The sequence below is a fragment of the Bacillus cereus group sp. MYBK30-2 genome, from assembly GCF_051915945.1.
GTDB lineage: Bacteria > Bacillota > Bacilli > Bacillales > Bacillaceae_G > Bacillus_A > Bacillus_A paramycoides.
Genome location: NZ_JBQAFR010000001.1, coordinates 2030965 through 2051426, shown reverse-complemented (window position 1 = coordinate 2051426; position 20462 = coordinate 2030965). Strand labels below are relative to the sequence as shown.

Sequence of the window (20462 nt, the reverse complement as noted above, 5' to 3'; positions counted from 1 at the left end):
CGGTTGATATTTTACGCAGGAACCGAATGGCTTGGTTTTCGCACTCTATTTTCTTCCTGCAACCTCATATATCAAGTTATCAAAGAACTTCATATAGCTAGTTTATCAAAAGTTTTTGGCTATGCCAAACCGAAATTCATCTCCCACTTACCGTTGGGCTAGCGCCCTTCACACGCTTGAGGAAGGAGAATTCTTTCGGTAAATTCGTTAAAAAATCTTGTATAAGGGGTCCCCCACATGCCCATCAAGTTAAGAAAAAATTAATACCCCTAAAACAAAAAAACGCCATTCTTCCGAAAGAATAGCGTTTTTTCAGTAGATACTTCCCTAAACTTTTGACATAAATGATAATGTAAAATGGTTATTCCCTATGTTCCTCCATCCTCTTATAGTAATCAATCTTTTCTTCAATTTTCACCAGGTTATCCTTCAACTCTTTAATTTCTTTAAGGATTTTGTTTTGGTGTATTTCTAACAATTCTCGTCTAGCATTTATTGTAGGTTCACCTTGACTTCGTAAATCAGAAAAAAGTTTCATGTTTGTGACTGACATTCCTGTTACTTTTAAATGGATTAAGAAATTGATCCAAGAAATATCAGCTTCCGAATATTGACGATAGCCATTGATATCTCGGTTCACCTCATTATGTAAATAAAAAAGGATAATCAGCCCTCATAATGGACTAACTATCCTATAAATTGTTATCTAAATTTAACGATTGGGTGACCTTTTTTGGTTTGCATTATCTTAGTATGATGTGTAATTGGTTGGCAGAATAGAGGGTGAGTTTGATGGGATTTGTCGATAAGTCGATATATTCCGAGTTGTGATCGATATATTTGAAAAATCGTTGATATATTAAGAGAATCGGTCGATATCATTTTACTAGTAAATTATTTTTCTTTTATTTTCTCTTGCTCTTCGGTTAATAAATTGCGTAAGACGTGTCCGCGGTAACTTTCTAGTTTTCGTCCTTCATGATAACGAACACCTAATTTTTTTAATTCAGCTACGTACCAGCCTTTTGTTCCGTAGTACATGAGACCACTTCCTTCTTTGCTTTTGAACAGTATATGTTTCGGCCGCGGGTAATTTTCTTTTTTTATTAAGGAAATTTACCAAAACTGAACATTGAATATTCAGTTTATTTGTATTATGATTAACTTATTATCGGATGACAGTGATTAGCCTCTCTGTAAGCCCGAAGTTACTTTTGTTCAATTTAATAGCGGAGCTTCTTTCCACTTGAGCTTCCTTAGCAGGAGGACGAGCCATAAGGATAGAGACAGTAAAATCCAATGTAAATGTGTACATTGTTTTTCTGGCTCTTTTTATTTTTTTTAAAGCAGGAGGAGATTTAAAGAAAGCACTATCAAGTCCAAGGGGTAATGGAATATAGTGCGTGTCCACGCTAATGGAGGGGCTGGTGAATGGTTTGGCTAAAGCGAAAAAGGAGTTACAAAAGGATTTAAAAACTAGGCATATAACAATGATTTCGATCGGCGGGGTTATCGGTGGAGGTTTGTTTGTAGGAAGTGGAACGATTATTCAAGCGTCGGGGCCAGCAGCGATTTTGTCCTATATTATCGGCGCTTTAATGGTTGTGCTCGTGATGCGAATGTTAGGAGAGATGGCAGCCGAAAATCCTGATAGCGGTTCTTTCGCAACGTATGCGAATAAAGCAATTGGACCGTGGGCAGGGTATACGATCGGTTGGTTATATTGGTTTAATTGGGTCATTATTATCGCAATTGAAGCAGTGCTTTTAGGTGTGATGATTAACAATTGGTTTCCTTCGGTTCCGGCATGGATTGCGAGTTTATGTATGATTCTTTTAATGACAATGACGAATGTATATTCAGTAAAATTGTACGGAGAGTTTGAATATTGGTTGGCGTTTATTAAAGTTGTGGCGATTGTTGCGTTTTTAATTTTAGGAGTTTCGATGTTTTTTGGACTTGTTCCAGGAGTGGAGAGACCGAGTCTTGCTATTATTACGGAAAATGGAGGTTTCTTTCCAAATGGGATTGTCCCTGTATTACTGAGCGTAGTGTTTATTTCTTTCTCGTTATCAGGGAGTGAAGTAGCCGCTATTGCAGCCGGGGAATCTGAAAATCCAGAGAAAAATGTTATACGAGCTATTAATAGTGTAGTATGGCGCCTTATGCTTTTTTTCGTAGGTTCGGTAACGATTTTAGTTATGTTTATTCCTTGGACGGATAAGGAGTTATTAAAACTTCCGTATGCAAGTTTATTTAATATGGCAGGAATACCTGCAGCCGCAGAAATTATGAATGGTGTTGTATTTCTATCGCTACTTTCCGTTATGAACTCAGGTATATATACGAGTTCACGTATGTTATTCTCACTTGCTAAAAAAGGTGATGCTCCGGCTAGTTTCTCACGGTTAAATGGTAGAGGGACGCCAGTTATAGCGATATTTGCAAGTATCGTATTTGCATTTATTTGCGCGATGTTGAAATTTATATCTCCTGATAAACTGTTTGCGTTTTTAGCGAATAGTTCAGGTGGTGTAACGATGCTTATGTATATGTTCGTTGCAGTTTCACATATTCGGTTAAGACGAGAAAGGGAAAGAGAAGGGGCTGGAAAGCTAAAAGTGAAAATGTGGTTATTCCCTTATCTCACATATGCAACGCTTTTGATGATTATTACGATATTTGCTTCACAAGCGTTTATAGAAGATATGCGTATGCAATTTTACATGACATTACTAGCTACTACCCTAGTAATAATAAGTTATTTTCTAAGAGTTAGAAAGTTAGATAAGCAAAGGTTGAATGATTTTACGATTATACAAGATTCGGAAGTTAGTTTAGAGAAAGAATAAGAAAAGGGGTATGTTCCATGTTGAAAGAGAAGAAAGATATTACAACTACAAAATCTAGCATATTACATGAAAGAAGAAAAAATGCGGTGCCAGAAGGGCCTTACAATATTACAGAGTTGTATGTGCAATCAGCAAAAGGCGCAATTATTACAGATGTAGATGGCAATGAACTAATCGACTTTGCGGGCGGGATTGGTATGCAAAACGTTGGGCATTGTCATCCGAAAGTAGTGAAGGCAATTCAAGATCAAGTAGAATCTTCTATTCATAGTTGTTTTCACGTAGCGCCGTATGAAAGTTATATTGCATTAGCTGAAAGACTGAATGAATTAACGCCAGGAGATTTTAAGAAAAAAACGATGTTTGCTAATAGCGGAGCTGAAGCAGTAGAAAATGCGGTGAAGATTGCTAGAAAAGCAACTGGAAGAAGCGCTATCGTTTCGTTTGAGCGCGCTTATCATGGGCGTACACTTATGACGATGTCACTTACAAGTAAAGTGAAACCGTACAAGCACGGATTTGGACCGTTCGCACCAGAAGTATACAAATTGCCATATCCGTATTATTACCGTGCTGACGAAGGACTGACACAAGAAGAAGTAGACGCACAAATTTTAGCATATTTTGAGCGTTTTATGTTAGAGGAAGTGGCAAGTGATAATATTGCTGCGATTATTTTGGAACCGCTTCAAGGAGAAGGTGGATTTATCGTTCCGACGACTACGTTCATGCGAGGCGTACGAAATATTTGCGATAAATATGGAATTGTTATGATTGCGGATGAAATTCAAACAGGTTTCGCTCGTACGGGTAGCTTATTTGCAATGGATCATTTCGGTGTAGCTCCTGATTTAATGACATTTTCAAAATCAATCGCTGCCGGCATGCCGCTGAGCGCAATAACAGGAAGAGCTGACTTGATGGATGCATCTGGCCCAGGTCAACTTGGTGGTACTTTTTCAGGAAGTCCAGTCGCTTGCGCTGCTGCATTAGCTGTTTTAGATATAATCGAAGAAGAGAATTTAGTAAAGCGTGCGATAGAAATTGGTGAACGTATGATGGAAGTATTTAATAGTTGGAAAGATAAATATGAAGTAGTTGGCGATGTTCGAGGTATTGGCGCTATGACAGCAATTGAGCTTGTAAAGGATAAAGAAACGAAAGAGCCAGCAACAGAAGAGGTTAAAGCGATTATGAAGGAAACGCATAGTAAAGGGGTCATTACAATAAGCGCTGGTATTTATAGTAATGTACTTCGCTTCTTGCCGCCTCTTGTTATAACAGATGAACAACTTGAAGAAGGGCTTACTATTATTGAAGCTGCTATTGCGAAACTATCAAAATAAAAAAATGGTGGGGGCAGGGGAATGAGGTTTTTCAATTATATAAACGGTGAGTGGAAAGAACCTTCCACGAATGCATACGTTAAAAATTATAATCCGCATAACGGGGAAGTACTAGGTGAATTCCCGTTTAGTTCAGTAGAAGATACACGAGTAGCAATTGCATCAGCGAAAGAAGCTTTTCAAAAATGGCAACGGTTATCGTTTCAAGAAAGAGCAAGCTATTTATGGAAAGCGGCAGCTATTTTAAAAGAAAAGGTAAATGAAATTGGGCAAGATGTAACAAGCGAAGAGGGAAAGACGATTGCTGAAGGAATAGGAGAGACGAAGCGTGCTATTAGCATTCTTGAATATTATGCAGGGGAAGCAAATCAGCCGATAGGAGAGCTCATTCCGTCTGCTAATGAAAGTACAATGCTTTACAGTAAACGAGTGGCAGTAGGGCCAGTTGGATTAATTACGCCGTGGAACTTTCCAATTGCGATTCCAGCGTGGAAAATGGCGCCGGCACTTATTTACGGAAATACGATTGTAATTAAGCCGGCTGAAGTTACGCCAAAATCGGTGTACCATCTTGTAAATGCTTTTCATGAGGCAGGTATTCCAGCAGGCGTTATAAATTGTGTGTTCGGCAAAGGTTCTGAAGTTGGAGCAGAATTAACGGGAAATCCGGATATACAAGCGGTATCCTTTACTGGTTCTAATCACGTTGGAAACATCATTCAAAAAGCAGCCGTTGAAACCCGGAAAAAAGTACAGTTAGAAATGGGCGGGAAAAATCCGTTAGTTGTATTAAAAGATGCTCATATTGAAAAGGCGGTAAATATTGCGATAAAAGGTGCGTTTATGTCAACAGGGCAAAAATGTACAGCAACAAGTAGAGTGATAGTGGAAGAGGAAATTTATGAAGCGTTTCGCAATCAACTTTTGCGGAGCACCGAGGCTCTTACAGTTGGGAATCCGTTAGACAGTAATACATTTATGGGCCCATGTGTTTCAAAGGGGCAGCAGCAATCTGTTTTATCGATGATTGAAGTAGGGAAAGCGGAGGCTTCTTTACTTTATGGGGGCAGCGTGCCGAAAGAAGCAGAATTGCAGCGAGGGTGTTATGTTTTACCGACTATTTTTGAAAGTGTAGATCAAGATGCACGCATTGCGAAAGAGGAAATTTTCGGGCCTGTTATATGTTTATTTAAAGTGAAAAGTTATGGGGAAGCCGTTTCTTTAGCGAATGATACAGAATATGGGCTAAGCGCATCTATTTGTACAAATAATTTAAGTTTGTCGCAAAGGTTTATTGATGATATGGAAGTTGGAATGGTTCATGTGAATTCAGAAACTGCAGGAGCAGAACCACAAGTTCCGTTTGGCGGAATGAAAAACTCTAGTGCTGGACCGCGTGAACAAGGAAAAGCGGCTAAAGAATTTTATACGAGAATAAAGACAGTATACGTAGATCAAGTATAAGCGATAAAGTGAAACTTTAATTAGAGGGGGTTTTGTCTATCCCCCTCTGATTATTAGCCTTCACCAATCGGGCTTTTACGGGCAGTGGATCTCACACCTAACTCCCTCGCATTCGCCGAATTTTGAGGTGGGAGTCTTACTGCCCGTTAATTCGGGATAAAAAACATAGTAACGGAGGATGAAATATGCGTAAAGGGACTTTTTTTATGGCGGGACATTCGAGACTTCCGAAAGGGATGGCTGTTCGCAGTATGTATGAAACATTAACAATTACAATTGAGGCAGATCATAAATACCATGTCATTATTGAAGCGTCATGTACGCTTGCGACAGAGCACGGTAGAGACTTCGTCGCTCAAATTTTGAGAGGACATAGTTTGCGAGATGGTATTGAAGAAATCGTTCAAGATATTACAGATCATTATCAAGGAAAAGCGCAAAATGCTATCGTTAGTGCGGTAAAAGATTTGCATCGCCAATATGTAAGTTATTTAAATGATGAACAGCCTCAAGGTGAGTACGAGGAAACAACTCCATAATAACTGTCTAGTTTATCGCATTTATGTCCATAAACAAGAGCCAGTTGTATTTCCTTTAAAGGGATACGACTGGCTTTTTATATTGAGGAGGAAAGGAACATGAAAAAATTAAATGAAGTGCAAGCTGTGAAACAAGAGGAGAAAAAAAGAGGATGTGCGGAAAGTAAGGGGATTTGTAAAATGTGTAAAGTTTGTAGAGAAAATAATAAAAAACGAATTGACAGTTAGAATATTTTGAATTATTATTTAATTAATAAGATCCATACGAGAAATTAGCCTTCTCTATATCCGATCTTGCTTTCCTGTTTTACACATATTTTCATATAAACTGTCTATTATTATTGTACTTTAAGAGATTAAAGAACACTCGTAATTATTAGCCAGTTGTACGTTTTCACGGTTTTATGTCGTGGATGCGTATGACTGGCTTTTTCGATGTTAGGGCAGTAAGACCGTATCTCGGCATAAGAAGATAAGGATAACTGTCTGTAAAAAGCGTCAATAAGTTCTTCATATTTAAATTTAGGAGGAATTGAAATGTCGATTATTACAGAACAAAGTACGAAGATGAAATTTGCAAAAAAATATGAGGGATATGAGATTGTTCCTCATCCAGAGCATAAACGTTTATATCATATTTTATTAAATCAGCAATTGCTTAAACAGTTTTTTGAAGAGGTAAAAGAGCATTCGGAGCAATCATTACAATACATTCCGTATTCTCGATTTAATCTTGCGGATGGAATGAGAAAGATTTTTGGGCAATCATTTATGGATAACATCCGCGGCATTATTCATGATCGTGAAACAGGCGGATTTACAATTGGGGTGCAAGGTGAAACGTCAGATCCAGCAGACTACGTGAAATTTGCAACGGCATTAACACATTTAATCGGGACGCCGAATTTTGATGCAATGACGGGAACGTATTATGCTAGGTTTAATGTGAAAGATACGGATAGCAGTGATTCTTACCTTCGCCAAGCGTACCGTTTATTCACACTTCATACAGATGGTACATTCGTTGATGAGCCGACCGATTGGCTTCTTATGATGAAAATTGAAGAACAAAATGCAGTAGGGGGAGAATCCCGTTTATTACATTTAGATGATTGGGAAGATCTTCATAAATTTAGAGATCATTCGCTCGCATCTGTTAAGGTTACGTATAAAGCACCACCAAGTAAAAATGCGCAAGAAATCGTCTATCGTGAAACATTTTTTGATGTAAATAACGCACCTTGTATTTGCTTTATTGATCAGTTCGCGTATCCAGATAATATTGAACAAGCAAACTATCTTAAAGATTTATCGTATTCTGTTGAAAACTCACCAGCAACGCATGCATTAAAATTACCAGTTGGTGATTTAGTTCTTTTAAATAACTTATTTTGGATGCACGGAAGAGCTGCATTTGAGAAAAATAAAGATTTATATAGAGAACTAATGCGTCAGCGAGGTTGTTTTTCTAAATAAGTTTGTATGGCGGGTCTTAAAAAAGGCCTGCCTTTCATCATATTAAGGGGGAAGTAGGATGTATGACTTTATAATTATTGGCGGAGGAATTGTTGGACTTTCAACTGGAATGGCTTTAACGAAAAAATTCCCTCGTGCGAAAATCGCGATCATTGAAAAAGAAAAGGAACTTGCACATCATCAAACTGGACATAATAGTGGAGTAATTCATTCTGGAATTTACTATAAACCAGGGAGTTATAAAGCAAAGTTTGCCAAAGAAGGAAACGCAGCTATGGTTCAATTTTGTAAAGAAAATGACATCGCTTATGACATGTGCGGGAAAGTAATTGTCGCTACAGAAAGAGAAGAACTTCCTCTTTTACATAATTTATATGAGAGAGGCTTACAAAACAACTTGCAAATTTCCAAAATTAGCCAGGAAGAATTAGCAGAAGTTGAGCCTCATGTAAAAGGACTTGGGGCAATCCGTGTTCCTTCTTGCGGGATTGCTGATTATAGAGGAGTAAGTTATGCATTTGCTCGCCTAATTCAGGAAAACGGGGGAGAAGTACATTTAGGAACAGCCGCAGAATATATTGCTGAGAAAAAAGATGTCGTAACAATTGAGACGAATAAAGGCGTATTCAAAACGAAATTTCTCATTAACTGCGCTGGATTACATAGTGATCGTATTGCGAAAAAGACAGGAATATTAACGGATATGAAAATTGTTCCGTTTCGTGGTGAATATTACGAACTTGTCCCAGAAAAACGCCATCTTGTAAAACATTTAATTTATCCAGTTCCAAATCCAGAATTCCCATTTCTAGGTGTTCATTTTACAAGAATGATAAACGGAGACGTACATGCAGGACCAAATGCAGTATTAAGCTTCAAACGCGAAGGCTATACGAAAACAGACTTCAACATAAAAGACTTCATGGAAACAATGACATACACAGGATTTTGGAAAATGGCGATGCCAAATATGAAAGAAGGCATAAAAGAGATGGTGCGCTCATTTAGTAAACAATCATTCTTAAAAAGCTTACAGCGCTTAATACCAGAACTTACAGAGAAAGATATCGTACCAACACATGCGGGTGTAAGGGCACAAGCTATTTTATCAAACGGAAATATGGTTGATGACTTCTGCATTATCCCTGGCATAAATTCTTTACATATTTGCAACGCACCGTCCCCAGCCGCAACAGCAAGCATAAAGATTGGTGAGGAGATTGCTAAGCAAGTGCCGGATGTGGTGGCGGTGAGGGTTTAATGGGTCCCCCTGTGGGTTTGAAATAAAGTCACGATGTTTTTAAGAAAAACGCGAAGTTTTGAAAAAAGTTGTGACGTTTATAAAAAAGATGCGATATTTTATTACTTCAAAAAAATAATTGGGTTTTGATTAAATTTTTTAAAATGAAAAATTAAATCTGTTAGATAAGAATCCATTTTGATAATCCTTTATCAAAATGGATTCCTTCTTTATGCTATAAAATATGAGTTTGTTAAAAAATTTTGATGAAAATTTATTTCAAAGCTCAATAGTTATTTAACTGATGTATTTTTTATCAAATATTCCGAAAATTTTGTATAAAAATGCCACAAAATAACCTTTATATGTTAAAATAAGGAATAAAATTGAAGTTTAGGAGGTGCTAGGTCCAAAATGATACAATTTATTAAGAAAATGTTTCATGGTGTGGATACTCAATATTTGGTAAAATCATATATTATTTCAATAGCTGTATCCGGATTTTTACTACATATGAATGAGATGTCATTTACAATGACAATATATGTTGTGTTAGCTGGATTTTTATTTCCTTTTGCAACAATTATTTGGGATGACTTAATAGATACACTTATGGGTGGGCATTCTATTATTATACCCTTACTATTTATGTTGATGTGGAAGGGATTTAAGATTCTTGTACTTTATACATTTAGCCCGCTTATTGCACCTTTTGGAATGTTATATGTCTATATTGCAAATGGATACTATCGTAAAGGGTAATAGATAAAAATTAGAAAGTAATCAAAATGTTTTATAAATATTGTATAGTACTTCAAAAATTAGGAGTCCGTTTTGATTAATTTTTTTCAAGATGGATTCTTTTTATTTCGAATAAAATGTGAGTTTATGAAATGTTTTGATTAAACTTTATTTTAAATATACACCTCCGATTTTTGGGGGATTTTTTGGTTTTGGGGTTTGGTGGATGCTCGGTTGTTGAATTGGTTGGTGAATTCGGACTTTATTCTGTGTTTAGTTGGTGGTAATCGGGTATGAAAATACGAAATTTGTGGGTAAGTCGATATGTTGTGTCGAATCGCCGATATATTTTTTGTGGAGTGCGGGATTGGTTGTAGGCTAATAATCAGTGGAGGATAAACACCCCACTGATTATAGTTTCACTTTATTAACGCTCTACTTCATAAGTAATCCCATACTTCTTCAGCTTCTTATATAAATTAGCACGGGACATGCCTAACTTTTTCGCAGCGATGCTTTTATTTCCGTACGTGTCTTCGAGAGCTTGTATAATTCTAGTTTTCTCTAAGTTCTTTTTCTCATCAGTAAGCGAACGTTCCGTTTGATGGACAGACTTCTGCGACGGCAATAGCTGCAAAATATTTGCTTCATGTATTTCTTTACCGTCATGAAGGACAATCAATCTTTCTATTATATTGCGAAGTTCACGAATATTACCTGGCCAAAAATACGTGTGTAGTCGATTCATTGCTTCTTGATGAACGAATGGAGCGGGCTTGTTATATTTAAAAGAAAATTCCTTTAAGAAATGATGTACTAAAAAAGAAATATCATCCGTTCGCTCTCGCAACGGCGGGATGTGCGCTGTGAAAACATTTAATCGATAAAACAAATCAGATCGAAATGTCCCGTTCAGCACCATATCTTCTAAAATACGATTCGTTGCGGCAATGATTCTGACGTTAATTTTTTTCGGCATTTGCCCACCAATTCGGTAAATCTCTTTTTCTTGTAAAGCGCGAAGTAGTTTCACTTGCATATCAAGCGGTAGTTCTCCTACTTCATCTAAAAATAAAGTGCCGCCATTTGCTAACTCTAACTTTCCTGCTTTTCCGCCTTTAGCAGCTCCAGTATATGCTCCGGATTCATAACCAAATAACTCACTTTCAAAGAGAGCGGCAGGAATGGCGCCGCAATTAATCGGAATAAAAGATTGCTTGCTTCTAAGGCTTGCTTCGTGAATGGCCTGGGCAAAGAGCTCTTTCCCAACGCCGCTTTCTCCTGTAATTAAAATCGTCGCATCCGTTTTTGCTACCTTTTTCATGTTGTGGATAATGTGCTGAAGTGTTGCGTTATTTCCTTTAATCGTGCTGAAGGGGTCATCTTGCTGATGTTGAATCATTTGCTTTAATTGCTGTAATTCTTCAGAAGTAGAGGATAATTTTTCATTTAACTTAATCGTCGCGGTAATATCTCTTTCTACAGACATAGAACCAATTAATTCATTGTTGTCGTCATAAATAGGAGTCGTACTAATTAATACGTGCTTATCTGGCCGAGGAAGATGATAAATATCTCGGACCGGTTGCCCGCTCTCAAGAACTTTTAAATTCATAATATCTTCTTTTGAAAAGAACTCTTGCACATTTCTACTGATAATATCTTCTTTTCTTATGTCATACATTTTTTCTGCTGCTTCATTCCAGTACAACATAACGCCTTTCGTATTTACGATAGAAATCGCTTCTTCCACGTAAGAGAGGAGTGTATGCAACGTTGGAACTGCAAAGTTATCGAATTGTTTCATAACGTAGCCTCCAGAAATTTGTGCCCACATCAAAATTCAGCGGAAGATCATCCTAATTGATGCGGACTACTTAAAGTTTCACTTTATAAAAAAGTAGACAGTGGTATACAGATTTGTTGCCAAAAGGATACACCTTTTTCAGAAAAATGTAAACAAATTAACGATTGGCATGTTGGCATGATACTTGCAATGAAAATGTTATAAAGATATGAAGGAGAGATAGAAATGAAGATTAGTAAAATATACACAACAATTGATGCTCACGTAGCTGGAGAACCACTTCGAATCATTACGGGCGGGGTGCCAGATATAAAGGGAGAAACGCAACTTGAAAGACGCGCATACTGTATGGAACATTTGGACCATCTTCGCGAGGTTCTGATGTATGAACCGAGAGGGCATCACGGAATGTACGGTTGTATTATTACTCCGCCAGCAAGTGCTCACGCTGATTTTGGCGTATTATTTATGCACAATGAAGGCTGGAGTACGATGTGTGGACACGGCATTATCGCTGTTATTACAGTTGGAATTGAAACTGGAATGTTTGAAGTGAATGGAGAAAAACAAAAATTCATTATTGATAGTCCTGCTGGGGAAGTTATTGCGTACGCAAAATATAACGGAAGCGAAGTAGAGTCGGTATCGTTCGAAAACGTTCCTTCATTTGTATACAAAAAAGATGTTCCTATCAAAATAGATAACTATGAATTTCAAGTAGATATCGCGTTTGGCGGAGCATTTTACGCTGTTGTGGATAGTAAAGAATTTGGTTTGAAAGTCGATTTCAAAGATTTATCTGCTATTCAAACGTGGGGCGGAAAAATTAAACATTATATCGAGAGCCAAATGGAAGTAAAACATCCACTTGAAAAAGATTTAAAAGGAATATACGGCGTTATTTTCTCAGATGAACCGAAAGGAAAAGACGCCACTTTACGAAATGTAACGATCTTTGCTGACGGGCAAGTAGACCGTTCCCCTTGCGGCACAGGAACTTCCGCAAGAATCGCGACCCTTTTTGAAAAAGATGCCTTACAAAAGGGAGAAACTTTCATCCACGAATGCATCACTGACGGCCAATTTGAGGGGGAAGTATTATCCGTAACAGCGGTAGATAAATATGAAGCAGTTGTTCCGAAAGTGACGGGGCAGGCGTTTATGACAGGATTTCATCAGTTTGTTGTAGATCCGAGAGATGTTTTGAATCGGGGATTTTTGTTAGCTTAATGTTTTCTTAAGGGAGGGACCTTTGGATGAAATGGTGGCGAAAACAGAAGTTGCCTGTGAAAATTTTAATAGGGGCGTTAATCGGTATTGCTTTAGGGGGAGCATTTGGACCGAAAGTAGCGGTTTTAAAACCGATTGGGGATATATTTATTCGTTTATTACAAATGATTATCGTTCCTTTAACTTTTTTAAGTATCGTCTCAGGTATCGCACAACTAGAAAATCCGAAAATGTTAAGGGCTATTGGCGGAAGAATTTTCATTTACTACGCAATCACGGCTGTATTAGCGACTAGTATTGGCGTAGTAATCGCTTTTATTATCAATCCGGGTAAAGGAGTAGAAGGTCTTCTTGCGAGTGGACAGAGCTTTAAAGAAGAGAAGTTTAGTTTTATAGATAATATTGTGCAATGGTTTCCTTCTAACGTTATTCAAGCAGCTGCAGAAACGAGTATGCTTCAAATTATTATCTTTGCTATTTTTGTCGGCATGGCACTTATTCTTCTTGGCGACCAAGCGAAAGGAATTCGTAAATTAGTGCATGAAGGATCAGGAGTCATGATTAAAATTGCAGAGCTCGTTATTGGATTTGCTCCATACGGAATTATGGCGTTAATTGCTCATGTAGTTGGTACATTTGGAGCAGACATGCTTACTGCGGTCGTTAGCTATGTAGTAGCTGATTATTTATCATTGCTACTCATTGTGTTCATTATGTACCCAATTATATTGAAAGTTTTCGGGAAAATAAGCCCAATTCATTTTTACAAACAAGTGAGTCCAGCTATGATCGTAGCTGCTAGTACGACATCAAGTAGCGCAACTCTTCCAGTAACGATGGAAGTAGCGCAAAAAAGACTTCGTATCCCTGAATCGGTGGCTGGTTTCACCATTCCACTTGGAGCTACTGTTAACATGAATGGACTATCCGCAGCGCTCGGTGTTTTAGCGGTTTTCGCATTAAACGTATACGGTATTCCAATTACATTTGGGCTTATTATGCAAACTGTATTTTTAGGAATCGTCCTTGCAGCGGGCTGTGCCGGAGTAAAAGGTGCAGACGTTATTACTGCGACCATTTTACTTTCTACACTCGGCCTGCCGTTAACAATTATCCCAATCATTGCGGCTGTTTCTCCGCTCGTTGATATGGGCCACACAGTTGTAAATATTACAGGTGATTTAGTAGGGGCACAGGTCGTGAACGAAAATATCACATCTAGTGAGGAGAAGAACTTAGAAAAGGGTGAACAAATATGCTAGTCATAAGCGCGAACGAACAAAGAAACTTAGTAAATATGAACGAAGTTATTGAATACGCGGCGCTTGCTTTAAGAGAGTTTTCCGCAGAAAGAACAATTACACCAATTCGTGGCTCATTACCATTTGCGAACGAGCAAAATACCGCATTAATTATGCCTTCAGTAGCGGAAGGACTTGAAGCACTCGGTTTAAAAGTAGTAACGGTGGCTCCTCATAATAAGAAGATAGGAAAGAAAACGATAAACGGAATCGTTATGCTATCAGACTTTCAAACGGGAGAACCGCTCGCGCTTTTAGAAGGGTCCTACTTAACGATGATTCGAACAGGTGCCTTATCAGGAGTAGCGACAAAACATTTAGCTCGTCATAACGCAAAGACTTTATGTATTATCGGTACAGGTGAACAGGCGAAAGGAATTGCTGAAGCTGTACTTGCTGTTAGGGACATTGAAAAAATCATTCTATACAACCGAACAGAAGAAAAAGCCTATGCATTCGCACAATATATACAAGAGACATTCAACAAACCGGCTTACGTTTATGCAAGTCCAGATGAAGCAATAAGCGAAGCAGACATCATCGTCACAACAACGAACGCATCTACACCAGTCTTCTCAGAAACACTACAAAAAGGCGTCCACGTAAACGCCGTCGGCTCATTCAAACCGAGCATGCAAGAACTACCATCCCACGCCATCACTACTGCAAATAAAGTAGTAGTCGAATCCAAAGAAGCAGCAATAGAAGAAACAGGCGATCTCCAAGTTCCAATAAAAGAAGGTTTATTCAAGGCAAACAACATACACGCCGAACTTGGTCAAATTATAAGCGGGGAAAAAGCCGGTAGGGAGAATGATGAAGAGATTACTATTTTCAAATCAGTTGGTTTGGCGGTAGTAGATATTATCGTTGCGAAGTATTTGTATGAGAAAGCGGTGGAGCGTGGGGTGGGGAATATGATTGAGTTTTGAGGCTGCCTTTTGGTGGTCTTTTTAATTGGGGGTATAAGTTAAATTAAGGGACTGGAACTCTAAATTTATCGATTTACCGATAAAGACTGAAAATAGTAAAAATCTATATAGTTTGTAAAATTCTTTTATCAAATATATGTACGGGTTTATTTTACTATGTTTGTTTGAGTCCCCAATCTTAAAAAATATTACCTAAATATTTCTTGTTTTACTTATTGTAAAGTGGACAGTTTTTTAATGGTTAACATTTAATGTGAATTGTCGCTAATATGTTAATGGTTTAAGAGTCTTATTTTTGGTGTAAATGGTAAAATAAACACTATGGTCCACTAACTGAATTTTTTTACTTTTGAATTTGGGATCTTGCTTTATAACGCTATTTTTATAGGATATTAAACCTAATTTTGATGCCAGGGTATTATTACATGTGTTATGATTATTTTGGAATATTTCGGTTATTATAGGGGCTAAGAGGAGGATATTTATGGCTTTTCAAACACCATTAACAATTAAAAAAGTAATTGAAAACATACATAAAAAGAAGTATTTATTACCAGCTATTCAACGTGAATTTGTTTGGGGAACAGACCAAATTGAAAGATTGTTCGATTCTTTAATGCAAGGTTATCCCGTAGGCTCATTTTTATTCTGGGATGTTAAGAAGGAAAAGAGTAAGGACTTTCAGTTTTACGAATTTATTAGAAATTATCATGAAAAGAATAATAGACATAATCCATCGGCTAGTATTAGCGGTGAAGAAGATATTATTGCAATATTAGATGGTCAACAACGTTTGACGTCAATGTATATTGCTTTAAAAGGTACGTATGCTTACAAATTACCACGTATGAGACGTGAAAATCCTTCAGCGTATCCTGAACAGCACCTTTATGTTGATTTATTAGGACCATCAGAGGATTTTGATACAATTTATGATTTTAGATTTTTAACACCAGAGAAAGCAGCTAGTGATAATGTGGATGAGGTTGCTTTTTGGTTTAAGGTCTCTGACATTCTAAACATTAATGACCATTTTGAAGTAAACCAGTATCTAATTGAAAAAGGTTTAAGTTCAATTGAAAGAGAGAAAGCATTATTTGCAAATCAAACTCTGTTTAAGCTCTATCAAGCAATTAATGAAACTCCGAGTATTAATTATTATTTAGAAGAAGAGCAAAAATTGGATAAGGTCCTAAATATTTTTATTCGAGTAAATAGTGGTGGTACAACATTAAGTTATTCGGATTTATTGTTATCAATTGCAACAGCACAATGGAAAAATAAAGACGCTAGACAGGAAATTACAAAGTTTGTCGATGAAATTAATCAAATTGGTAATGGGTTTAAGTTCGATAAAGATTTTGTCTTGAAGGCATGTTTGGTTCTTTGCGATTTTAAAGATATTGCTTTCAAAGTAGATAATTTTAATGCTGAGACAATGCAAAAAATTGAGTACAATTGGGATAATGTAAAAGAGGCGATTAGGCTAGCCATTAACTTAGTTTCTAGTTTTGGATATAATCAAGACACTTTAACATCAAGTAATGCTATTATTCCTATAGCATATTATTTATTAAAAAAGGGTATCCCGCAAAATTATGTTCAATCAAAAAACTATCAAAATGACCGAAATCTCGTGAAGAAGTGGTTGGTTCTAGGGTTATTAAAACGAGTTTTCAGTGGACAACCTGATAATGTGTTACGTCCATTAAGGAAAATCCTTGATTCTAATAATAATGAATTTCCACTACAAACAATTATTGATGAATTTAAAGGTGGAACAAAATCATTTACGTTCACTGATGATGAGATTGATAATTTGCTATCTTATCAATACGGTCAAAAGTACACATTCTCTATTCTATCATTACTTTATCCAAACTTAGATTTTAGAAATAAGTTTCATTTAGACCACATATTCGCAAAAAGTTTATTTACCAAAAGAAATTTGTCTAAGAAAGGCATTCCTCAAGATAAGGTAGAATTTTATATTGAAAATGTAAATTCTATAGTTAATCTTCAATTGTTAGAAGGAATACCTAATATAGAAAAATCAGATATAGATTTTGAGAAATGGTTGAATGAAACATATAAAGATATTAATGCCAGAAATGACTATATGATAAAGCACTATATACCAATGGTTAGTTTGGATTTCACAAATTTCGAAGAATTTATTGAGAAGAGAAGAGAGCAGTTATACCAAAAGTTTAAATTACTTGTTTAATTCTTATGTTGGTGGCTAAAAGGAATGAATTTCCTCTTAGTTACCATTTTTTGTATTATAATATACTTAAACAATATTTAAGAAAACGGTGATAAATATGACTAGCAACTTTTCATTTTTTCGTGGGAAATGGGATGTACTTGCTAACTTGGGAGAGACAGCGGAGAGCAACGTATATCATGACCCACATACAACATTAATGAAGCTTCGTTTGTTTGGAGAAACACTGACGAAGTTTATTTTAGCATCTGAAAATATTCGAGAAGCTACAGTACGACACAAGTGGACCGCATTAATACTTTTCGTAGAGAAGGATTATTAGAGCTTGAGTTAATGGATGTGTTTGAGATACTTCTTCGTAAAGGAAACCATGCTGTACATGAAGCTGGTTATGGTAAAACAGAAGAGGCAAAGCTGCTGATACGTTTAGCATTTCGTTTGTCTGTTTGGTTTATGGAAGTGTACGGTGACTGGGATTTTCAAGAACCAGAGTATATAGAACCCGAACAGAAAGAAGAAATCGATTCTACAAAGCTGCAACAAGAATATGATGAAAAAGTAAAAAAACTTGAAGAAGAATTAGAAGAAACTCGTAAGCTAGCAGAAACTGAACAAGCAGGTGTAAAAGCCGAGCGTAAAAAGATATCTAAAAACTTTATCCGTCGCCATCAATTATGTGAAGTGTAGCATTTACAAATAAACGAATTCAATTAAGAAATTGAGCAAATAGTCTTAGAAGTAGTTATGACGGGTTTGTAAACAATCCACGTACCTGTTTATGAAAAAAATTCCTGGTATAATTAAAATGAAGCAGCAGTTTTGAAAGGGAGAGATTTTTTATGAACAAGGATGTATTAGAACAATTTGGTTTAGATATTCAACAAACTAGACTTTTATTTAGCATGCAACGTTACATCGTACAACAAGATATCGGTATTGAAAAAAATGAAAAATATAAAGAAAAGAAAGTTCAATGGTTACATATTTGGGAGAAAGGGATTCTTCAGGTTTTAAACAATGCAGATAATAAAACCAATCTAGATTTTATTACAGGAGAAGAAGAACTTAGAAAAAGATGTAATCATATTATTAATATAAACGAAAATTTTAACATATCTCAGTATTTGATTCTATTGGAGTTGTCTTTGTTTGTCCCTTATTTTCCAATAGGAGAATTTCAAACAAAATTTTATGAAAGAGTAAATTTAGACACCAAGTATGCAGATTTTTTATTGGAGAAATTTGCTGGTATGTTAGAAGTTGATAAAGAATTTATTGAACGTTATAGAAAGACATTTAAAAATTCAATTCGTTCCATATCTGGATTTTATACAAGAATGTTAATTGGTGCGGGAGTAGGCGCTGTATTATTAGCAATCACAGCAGGTTTTGCAGCTCCTTTTATTGGAGGTTTAGCGGCCCCTCTTGGACTTTATGGGGCAGCAGCGGTAAATGCAGGATTAGCAGCTTTAGGAGGAGGAGCTGTTGCAGCAGGTGGATTTGGAATAGCAGGTGGATTATGCGTGATTATTGGAGGTGGTACTATTTTTGGAGTGCTAAGCGGAGGTGTTATGGGTGCGGCTTTAAGTAGTTCATCTGATTTTGCTTTACGTGAAGGTGCGAAATTGGAAGTAGTGATGAAGGAAATTATACTTCTTGCTCAAAAAGATGTTCGACTTGCTCAAGAGGTGATTAAAAGTCAACAAGATGTTATTAGAGAATTAGAGAAACAACTATGTGATTTGAAGTTCAATGAAAAAGAGAATAAAGAGCGAATTAAAACGTTAGCTAAATCCATTGAGTATTTACGTAATTCTCTTAATAGCTCCTATAAAGCGTTAAATGATATTGAAACTACTGTATAAATAAAGGAAGGTAAAAATGTCAAAAAAGAAAATCATTGATTTTAATGTAGAATTTTCTTCCATACAGGATAGTATAAGTCCTCTCAGTTCTGATCTATTACGTGTTAATAGAATGAATAAGGAGAACTTAGAAGAAATAGAACGACTTGAAAAAGAAATTTCAAATCTGTTTTCTAAATCGAATCTACAGCAAAATGAGATTTTTAATCAAAAAACAAATCATATAGATAGTAATCTAAGAATTTATTCTAAAGAATATTTTAAAAACATATCTGACAAATTAGAAAAACAACTGTTAAGTGATGTGAACAATCGTGCAGACCTTATCCCATCTTTAACAAAATTAGATATAATTATTTCTGTTGTAATTGGTCTTGTTGGAACAATAGTCGATTTATTTTTAGTAAAAGCACCAAAAGATATCAATTATTTAAAAAAGTACCAACAAGGTGGAAGTCCATTTACTGAATGGCTTCGTACTTTAGGTATAGATGAGAATGGTAAATTAAATGATTTCTTTCAGTTATTAGAAGAAAAGTGCAAAGTAAATTTTGATGCTAGTACAACAAAAGCCTTTCCTGATTATGCAAATCAAGTAAATGGTTTTTATCCTAAAACGCACAGAATGATGAATTTAGGTCACGATCCATTGTTTGGTTTGATATTCGGATTAATTGATATGTTTAATGGTAGGACAACCTTAATTGATTCGAAAGGGGTCATACATTGTATTCCAATTGAAAAATATCAAGATTTTCCTATGGATAATAAAATGTTCGCACCGTTAATTTGGTTGGGACACATTTTATCAGATGTATGTACTAAAATGGGAATACCAATTCCAGGATGGGGATTTACTCAGTTATTACAGTTTGGAAAATTCGGTGAGAATAATAAAACAATTGCAGATGTAACAAGGTGGATGTATGTGGAAGGATATGATATAAGGCACTTTCTAACAATGAGTACGGTACCAGCGGTTATAGAAATGTGTACTAAAATGTATTTTAAATTTACTTTGTCAAAAGATGAATTTTTATCTCCAATCTATATACAAGAATTAAAATCTATACAAAATAATATTAGGTTAGAAAAAATGATTTTTATTGCCCATTCTGTGGCGGTCAGTGGAAACATAGGTAAAATTATGATGTATCATGGAAATCCATTAGCGTTTAATTTTTCTGAGTGGTTAGTATTTGCTAAACAAAGTGTACAGATGTTACTTATTCAGTTAAGAGATTCTACTGGTGAAAAAATAGTGAGAAATAGAAGTAGGATTGATGAAGAATGGAAAAACATTATGGATATAGAATGAATGAAGTCTTTGGTAATTTAAATTAATCAAGTAAATATATCTGACTATGACAACTTTTATTGAGAGATTAATAACTTGATGTTTTTATTTATAAACGTCTTAATAATCCCTAATCTCTACAGCT

15 protein-coding genes and 2 pseudogenes are annotated in these 20462 nt (G+C 36.0%); 15 read left to right on the top strand and 2 right to left on the bottom strand.

Annotation, left to right across the window (positions count from 1 at the left end):
• Nucleotides 1–894 precede the first annotated feature (894 nt).
• Nucleotides 895–1138 (bottom strand): annotated as a pseudogene (locus ACTFQM_RS10670) (YflJ family protein).
• Nucleotides 1139–1427: 289 nt separating this feature from the next.
• Here ACTFQM_RS10670 and ACTFQM_RS10665 point away from each other — a divergent pair.
• The 8 genes from ACTFQM_RS10665 to ACTFQM_RS10630 all read left to right on the top strand — a co-directional run bounded on the left by ACTFQM_RS10665 (nt 1428) and on the right by ACTFQM_RS10630 (nt 9679).
• Entirely contained in the window at nt 1428–2852 is a 1425-nt protein-coding gene (locus ACTFQM_RS10665; RefSeq protein WP_440034277.1) for an amino acid permease, read from the top strand.
• Between the two features lie 17 nt (nt 2853–2869).
• Nucleotides 2870–4198, top strand: a complete 1329-nt coding sequence (gabT, locus tag ACTFQM_RS10660; RefSeq protein WP_440034276.1) for a 4-aminobutyrate--2-oxoglutarate transaminase — start codon at nt 2870–2872, stop codon at nt 4196–4198.
• A 21-nt stretch (nt 4199–4219) separates the two neighbouring features.
• On the top strand, nt 4220–5662 hold the full coding sequence (locus ACTFQM_RS10655) for an aldehyde dehydrogenase family protein (RefSeq protein ID WP_440034275.1): 1443 nt from the start codon (nt 4220–4222) through the stop codon (nt 5660–5662).
• A gap of 185 nt (nt 5663–5847) precedes the next feature.
• A complete protein-coding gene (locus ACTFQM_RS10650; RefSeq protein ID WP_002170612.1) occupies nt 5848–6201 on the top strand; it encodes a DUF3870 domain-containing protein in 354 nt (117 codons plus the stop codon).
• 99 nt (nt 6202–6300) lie between these two features.
• Nucleotides 6301–6429, top strand: coding sequence for a hypothetical protein (locus ACTFQM_RS10645; RefSeq protein ID WP_002170613.1), 129 nt, complete (start codon nt 6301–6303; stop codon nt 6427–6429).
• Between the two features lie 309 nt (nt 6430–6738).
• Nucleotides 6739–7677 carry a glutarate dioxygenase GlaH gene (glaH, locus tag ACTFQM_RS10640; protein WP_265621516.1) on the top strand — a complete coding sequence of 313 codons (939 nt, stop codon included), beginning with the start codon at nt 6739–6741 and terminating at the stop codon, nt 7675–7677.
• A 58-nt stretch (nt 7678–7735) separates the two neighbouring features.
• Entirely contained in the window at nt 7736–8938 is a 1203-nt protein-coding gene (gene lhgO / locus ACTFQM_RS10635) for an L-2-hydroxyglutarate oxidase (protein WP_440034274.1), read from the top strand.
• A 393-nt stretch (nt 8939–9331) separates the two neighbouring features.
• Nucleotides 9332–9679 (top strand): hypothetical protein, encoded by a 348-nt coding sequence (locus ACTFQM_RS10630; RefSeq protein WP_178940720.1) that lies wholly within the window; start codon nt 9332–9334, stop codon nt 9677–9679.
• Nucleotides 9680–10085: 406 nt separating this feature from the next.
• Here ACTFQM_RS10630 and ACTFQM_RS10625 read toward each other — a convergent pair whose 3' ends face one another.
• Nucleotides 10086–11465, bottom strand: a complete 1380-nt coding sequence (locus ACTFQM_RS10625; RefSeq protein ID WP_440034273.1) for a sigma-54 interaction domain-containing protein — start codon at nt 11463–11465, stop codon at nt 10086–10088.
• Nucleotides 11466–11690: 225 nt separating this feature from the next.
• Here ACTFQM_RS10625 and ACTFQM_RS10620 point away from each other — a divergent pair, with 225 nt between their 5' ends.
• From ACTFQM_RS10620 to ACTFQM_RS10590, 7 genes and pseudogenes are all read left to right on the top strand, one after another.
• Nucleotides 11691–12695 carry a proline racemase family protein gene (locus ACTFQM_RS10620; protein WP_440034272.1) on the top strand — a complete coding sequence of 335 codons (1005 nt, stop codon included), beginning with the start codon at nt 11691–11693 and terminating at the stop codon, nt 12693–12695.
• 26 nt (nt 12696–12721) lie between these two features.
• Nucleotides 12722–13957: a dicarboxylate/amino acid:cation symporter gene (locus ACTFQM_RS10615; RefSeq protein WP_440034271.1), complete on the top strand. Its 1236-nt coding sequence runs from the start codon at nt 12722–12724 to the stop codon at nt 13955–13957.
• Nucleotides 13951–14928, top strand: coding sequence for an ornithine cyclodeaminase family protein (locus ACTFQM_RS10610; protein ID WP_440034270.1), 978 nt, complete (start codon nt 13951–13953; stop codon nt 14926–14928). The genes ACTFQM_RS10615 and ACTFQM_RS10610 overlap by 7 nt, the downstream gene beginning before the upstream one ends.
• Nucleotides 14929–15412: 484 nt before the next feature.
• A complete protein-coding gene (locus ACTFQM_RS10605; protein ID WP_440034269.1) occupies nt 15413–17155 on the top strand; it encodes a GmrSD restriction endonuclease domain-containing protein in 1743 nt (580 codons plus the stop codon).
• Between the two features lie 97 nt (nt 17156–17252).
• Nucleotides 17253–17836: pseudogene (hsdR, locus tag ACTFQM_RS10600) on the top strand (type I restriction-modification system endonuclease); the annotation flags it as partial.
• 158 nt (nt 17837–17994) lie between these two features.
• The gene (locus ACTFQM_RS10595) at nt 17995–19020 is read left to right on the top strand and encodes a hypothetical protein (RefSeq protein ID WP_440034268.1); all 1026 of its coding nucleotides are present in this window, start codon (nt 17995–17997) and stop codon (nt 19018–19020) included.
• A 16-nt stretch (nt 19021–19036) separates the two neighbouring features.
• Complete coding sequence (locus ACTFQM_RS10590; protein ID WP_440034267.1) at nt 19037–20338, top strand: hypothetical protein; 1302 nt, start codon at nt 19037–19039, stop codon at nt 20336–20338.
• Nucleotides 20339–20462: the final 124 nt, after the last annotated feature.

Excerpts from the sequence above, each read along its gene's own strand:
- ACTFQM_RS10605 (WP_440034269.1), top strand. The coding sequence starts at position 15,413 with ATGGCTTTTCAAACACCATTAACAATTAAAAAAGTAATTGAAAACATA.
- lhgO (WP_440034274.1), top strand. The coding sequence starts at position 7,736 with ATGTATGACTTTATAATTATTGGCGGAGGAATTGTTGGACTTTCAACT.
- ACTFQM_RS10610 (WP_440034270.1), top strand. The coding sequence starts at position 13,951 with ATGCTAGTCATAAGCGCGAACGAACAAAGAAACTTAGTAAATATGAAC.
- ACTFQM_RS10590 (WP_440034267.1), top strand. The coding sequence starts at position 19,037 with ATGTCAAAAAAGAAAATCATTGATTTTAATGTAGAATTTTCTTCCATA.
- ACTFQM_RS10655 (WP_440034275.1), top strand. The coding sequence starts at position 4,220 with ATGAGGTTTTTCAATTATATAAACGGTGAGTGGAAAGAACCTTCCACG.
- gabT (WP_440034276.1), top strand. The coding sequence starts at position 2,870 with ATGTTGAAAGAGAAGAAAGATATTACAACTACAAAATCTAGCATATTA.
- ACTFQM_RS10625 (WP_440034273.1), bottom strand. The coding sequence starts at position 11,465 with ATGAAACAATTCGATAACTTTGCAGTTCCAACGTTGCATACACTCCTC.
- ACTFQM_RS10615 (WP_440034271.1), top strand. The coding sequence starts at position 12,722 with ATGAAATGGTGGCGAAAACAGAAGTTGCCTGTGAAAATTTTAATAGGG.
- ACTFQM_RS10650 (WP_002170612.1), top strand. The coding sequence starts at position 5,848 with ATGCGTAAAGGGACTTTTTTTATGGCGGGACATTCGAGACTTCCGAAA.
- ACTFQM_RS10620 (WP_440034272.1), top strand. The coding sequence starts at position 11,691 with ATGAAGATTAGTAAAATATACACAACAATTGATGCTCACGTAGCTGGA.
- glaH (WP_265621516.1), top strand. The coding sequence starts at position 6,739 with ATGTCGATTATTACAGAACAAAGTACGAAGATGAAATTTGCAAAAAAA.
- ACTFQM_RS10645 (WP_002170613.1), top strand. The coding sequence starts at position 6,301 with ATGAAAAAATTAAATGAAGTGCAAGCTGTGAAACAAGAGGAGAAAAAA.
- ACTFQM_RS10595 (WP_440034268.1), top strand. The coding sequence starts at position 17,995 with ATGAACAAGGATGTATTAGAACAATTTGGTTTAGATATTCAACAAACT.
- ACTFQM_RS10630 (WP_178940720.1), top strand. The coding sequence starts at position 9,332 with ATGATACAATTTATTAAGAAAATGTTTCATGGTGTGGATACTCAATAT.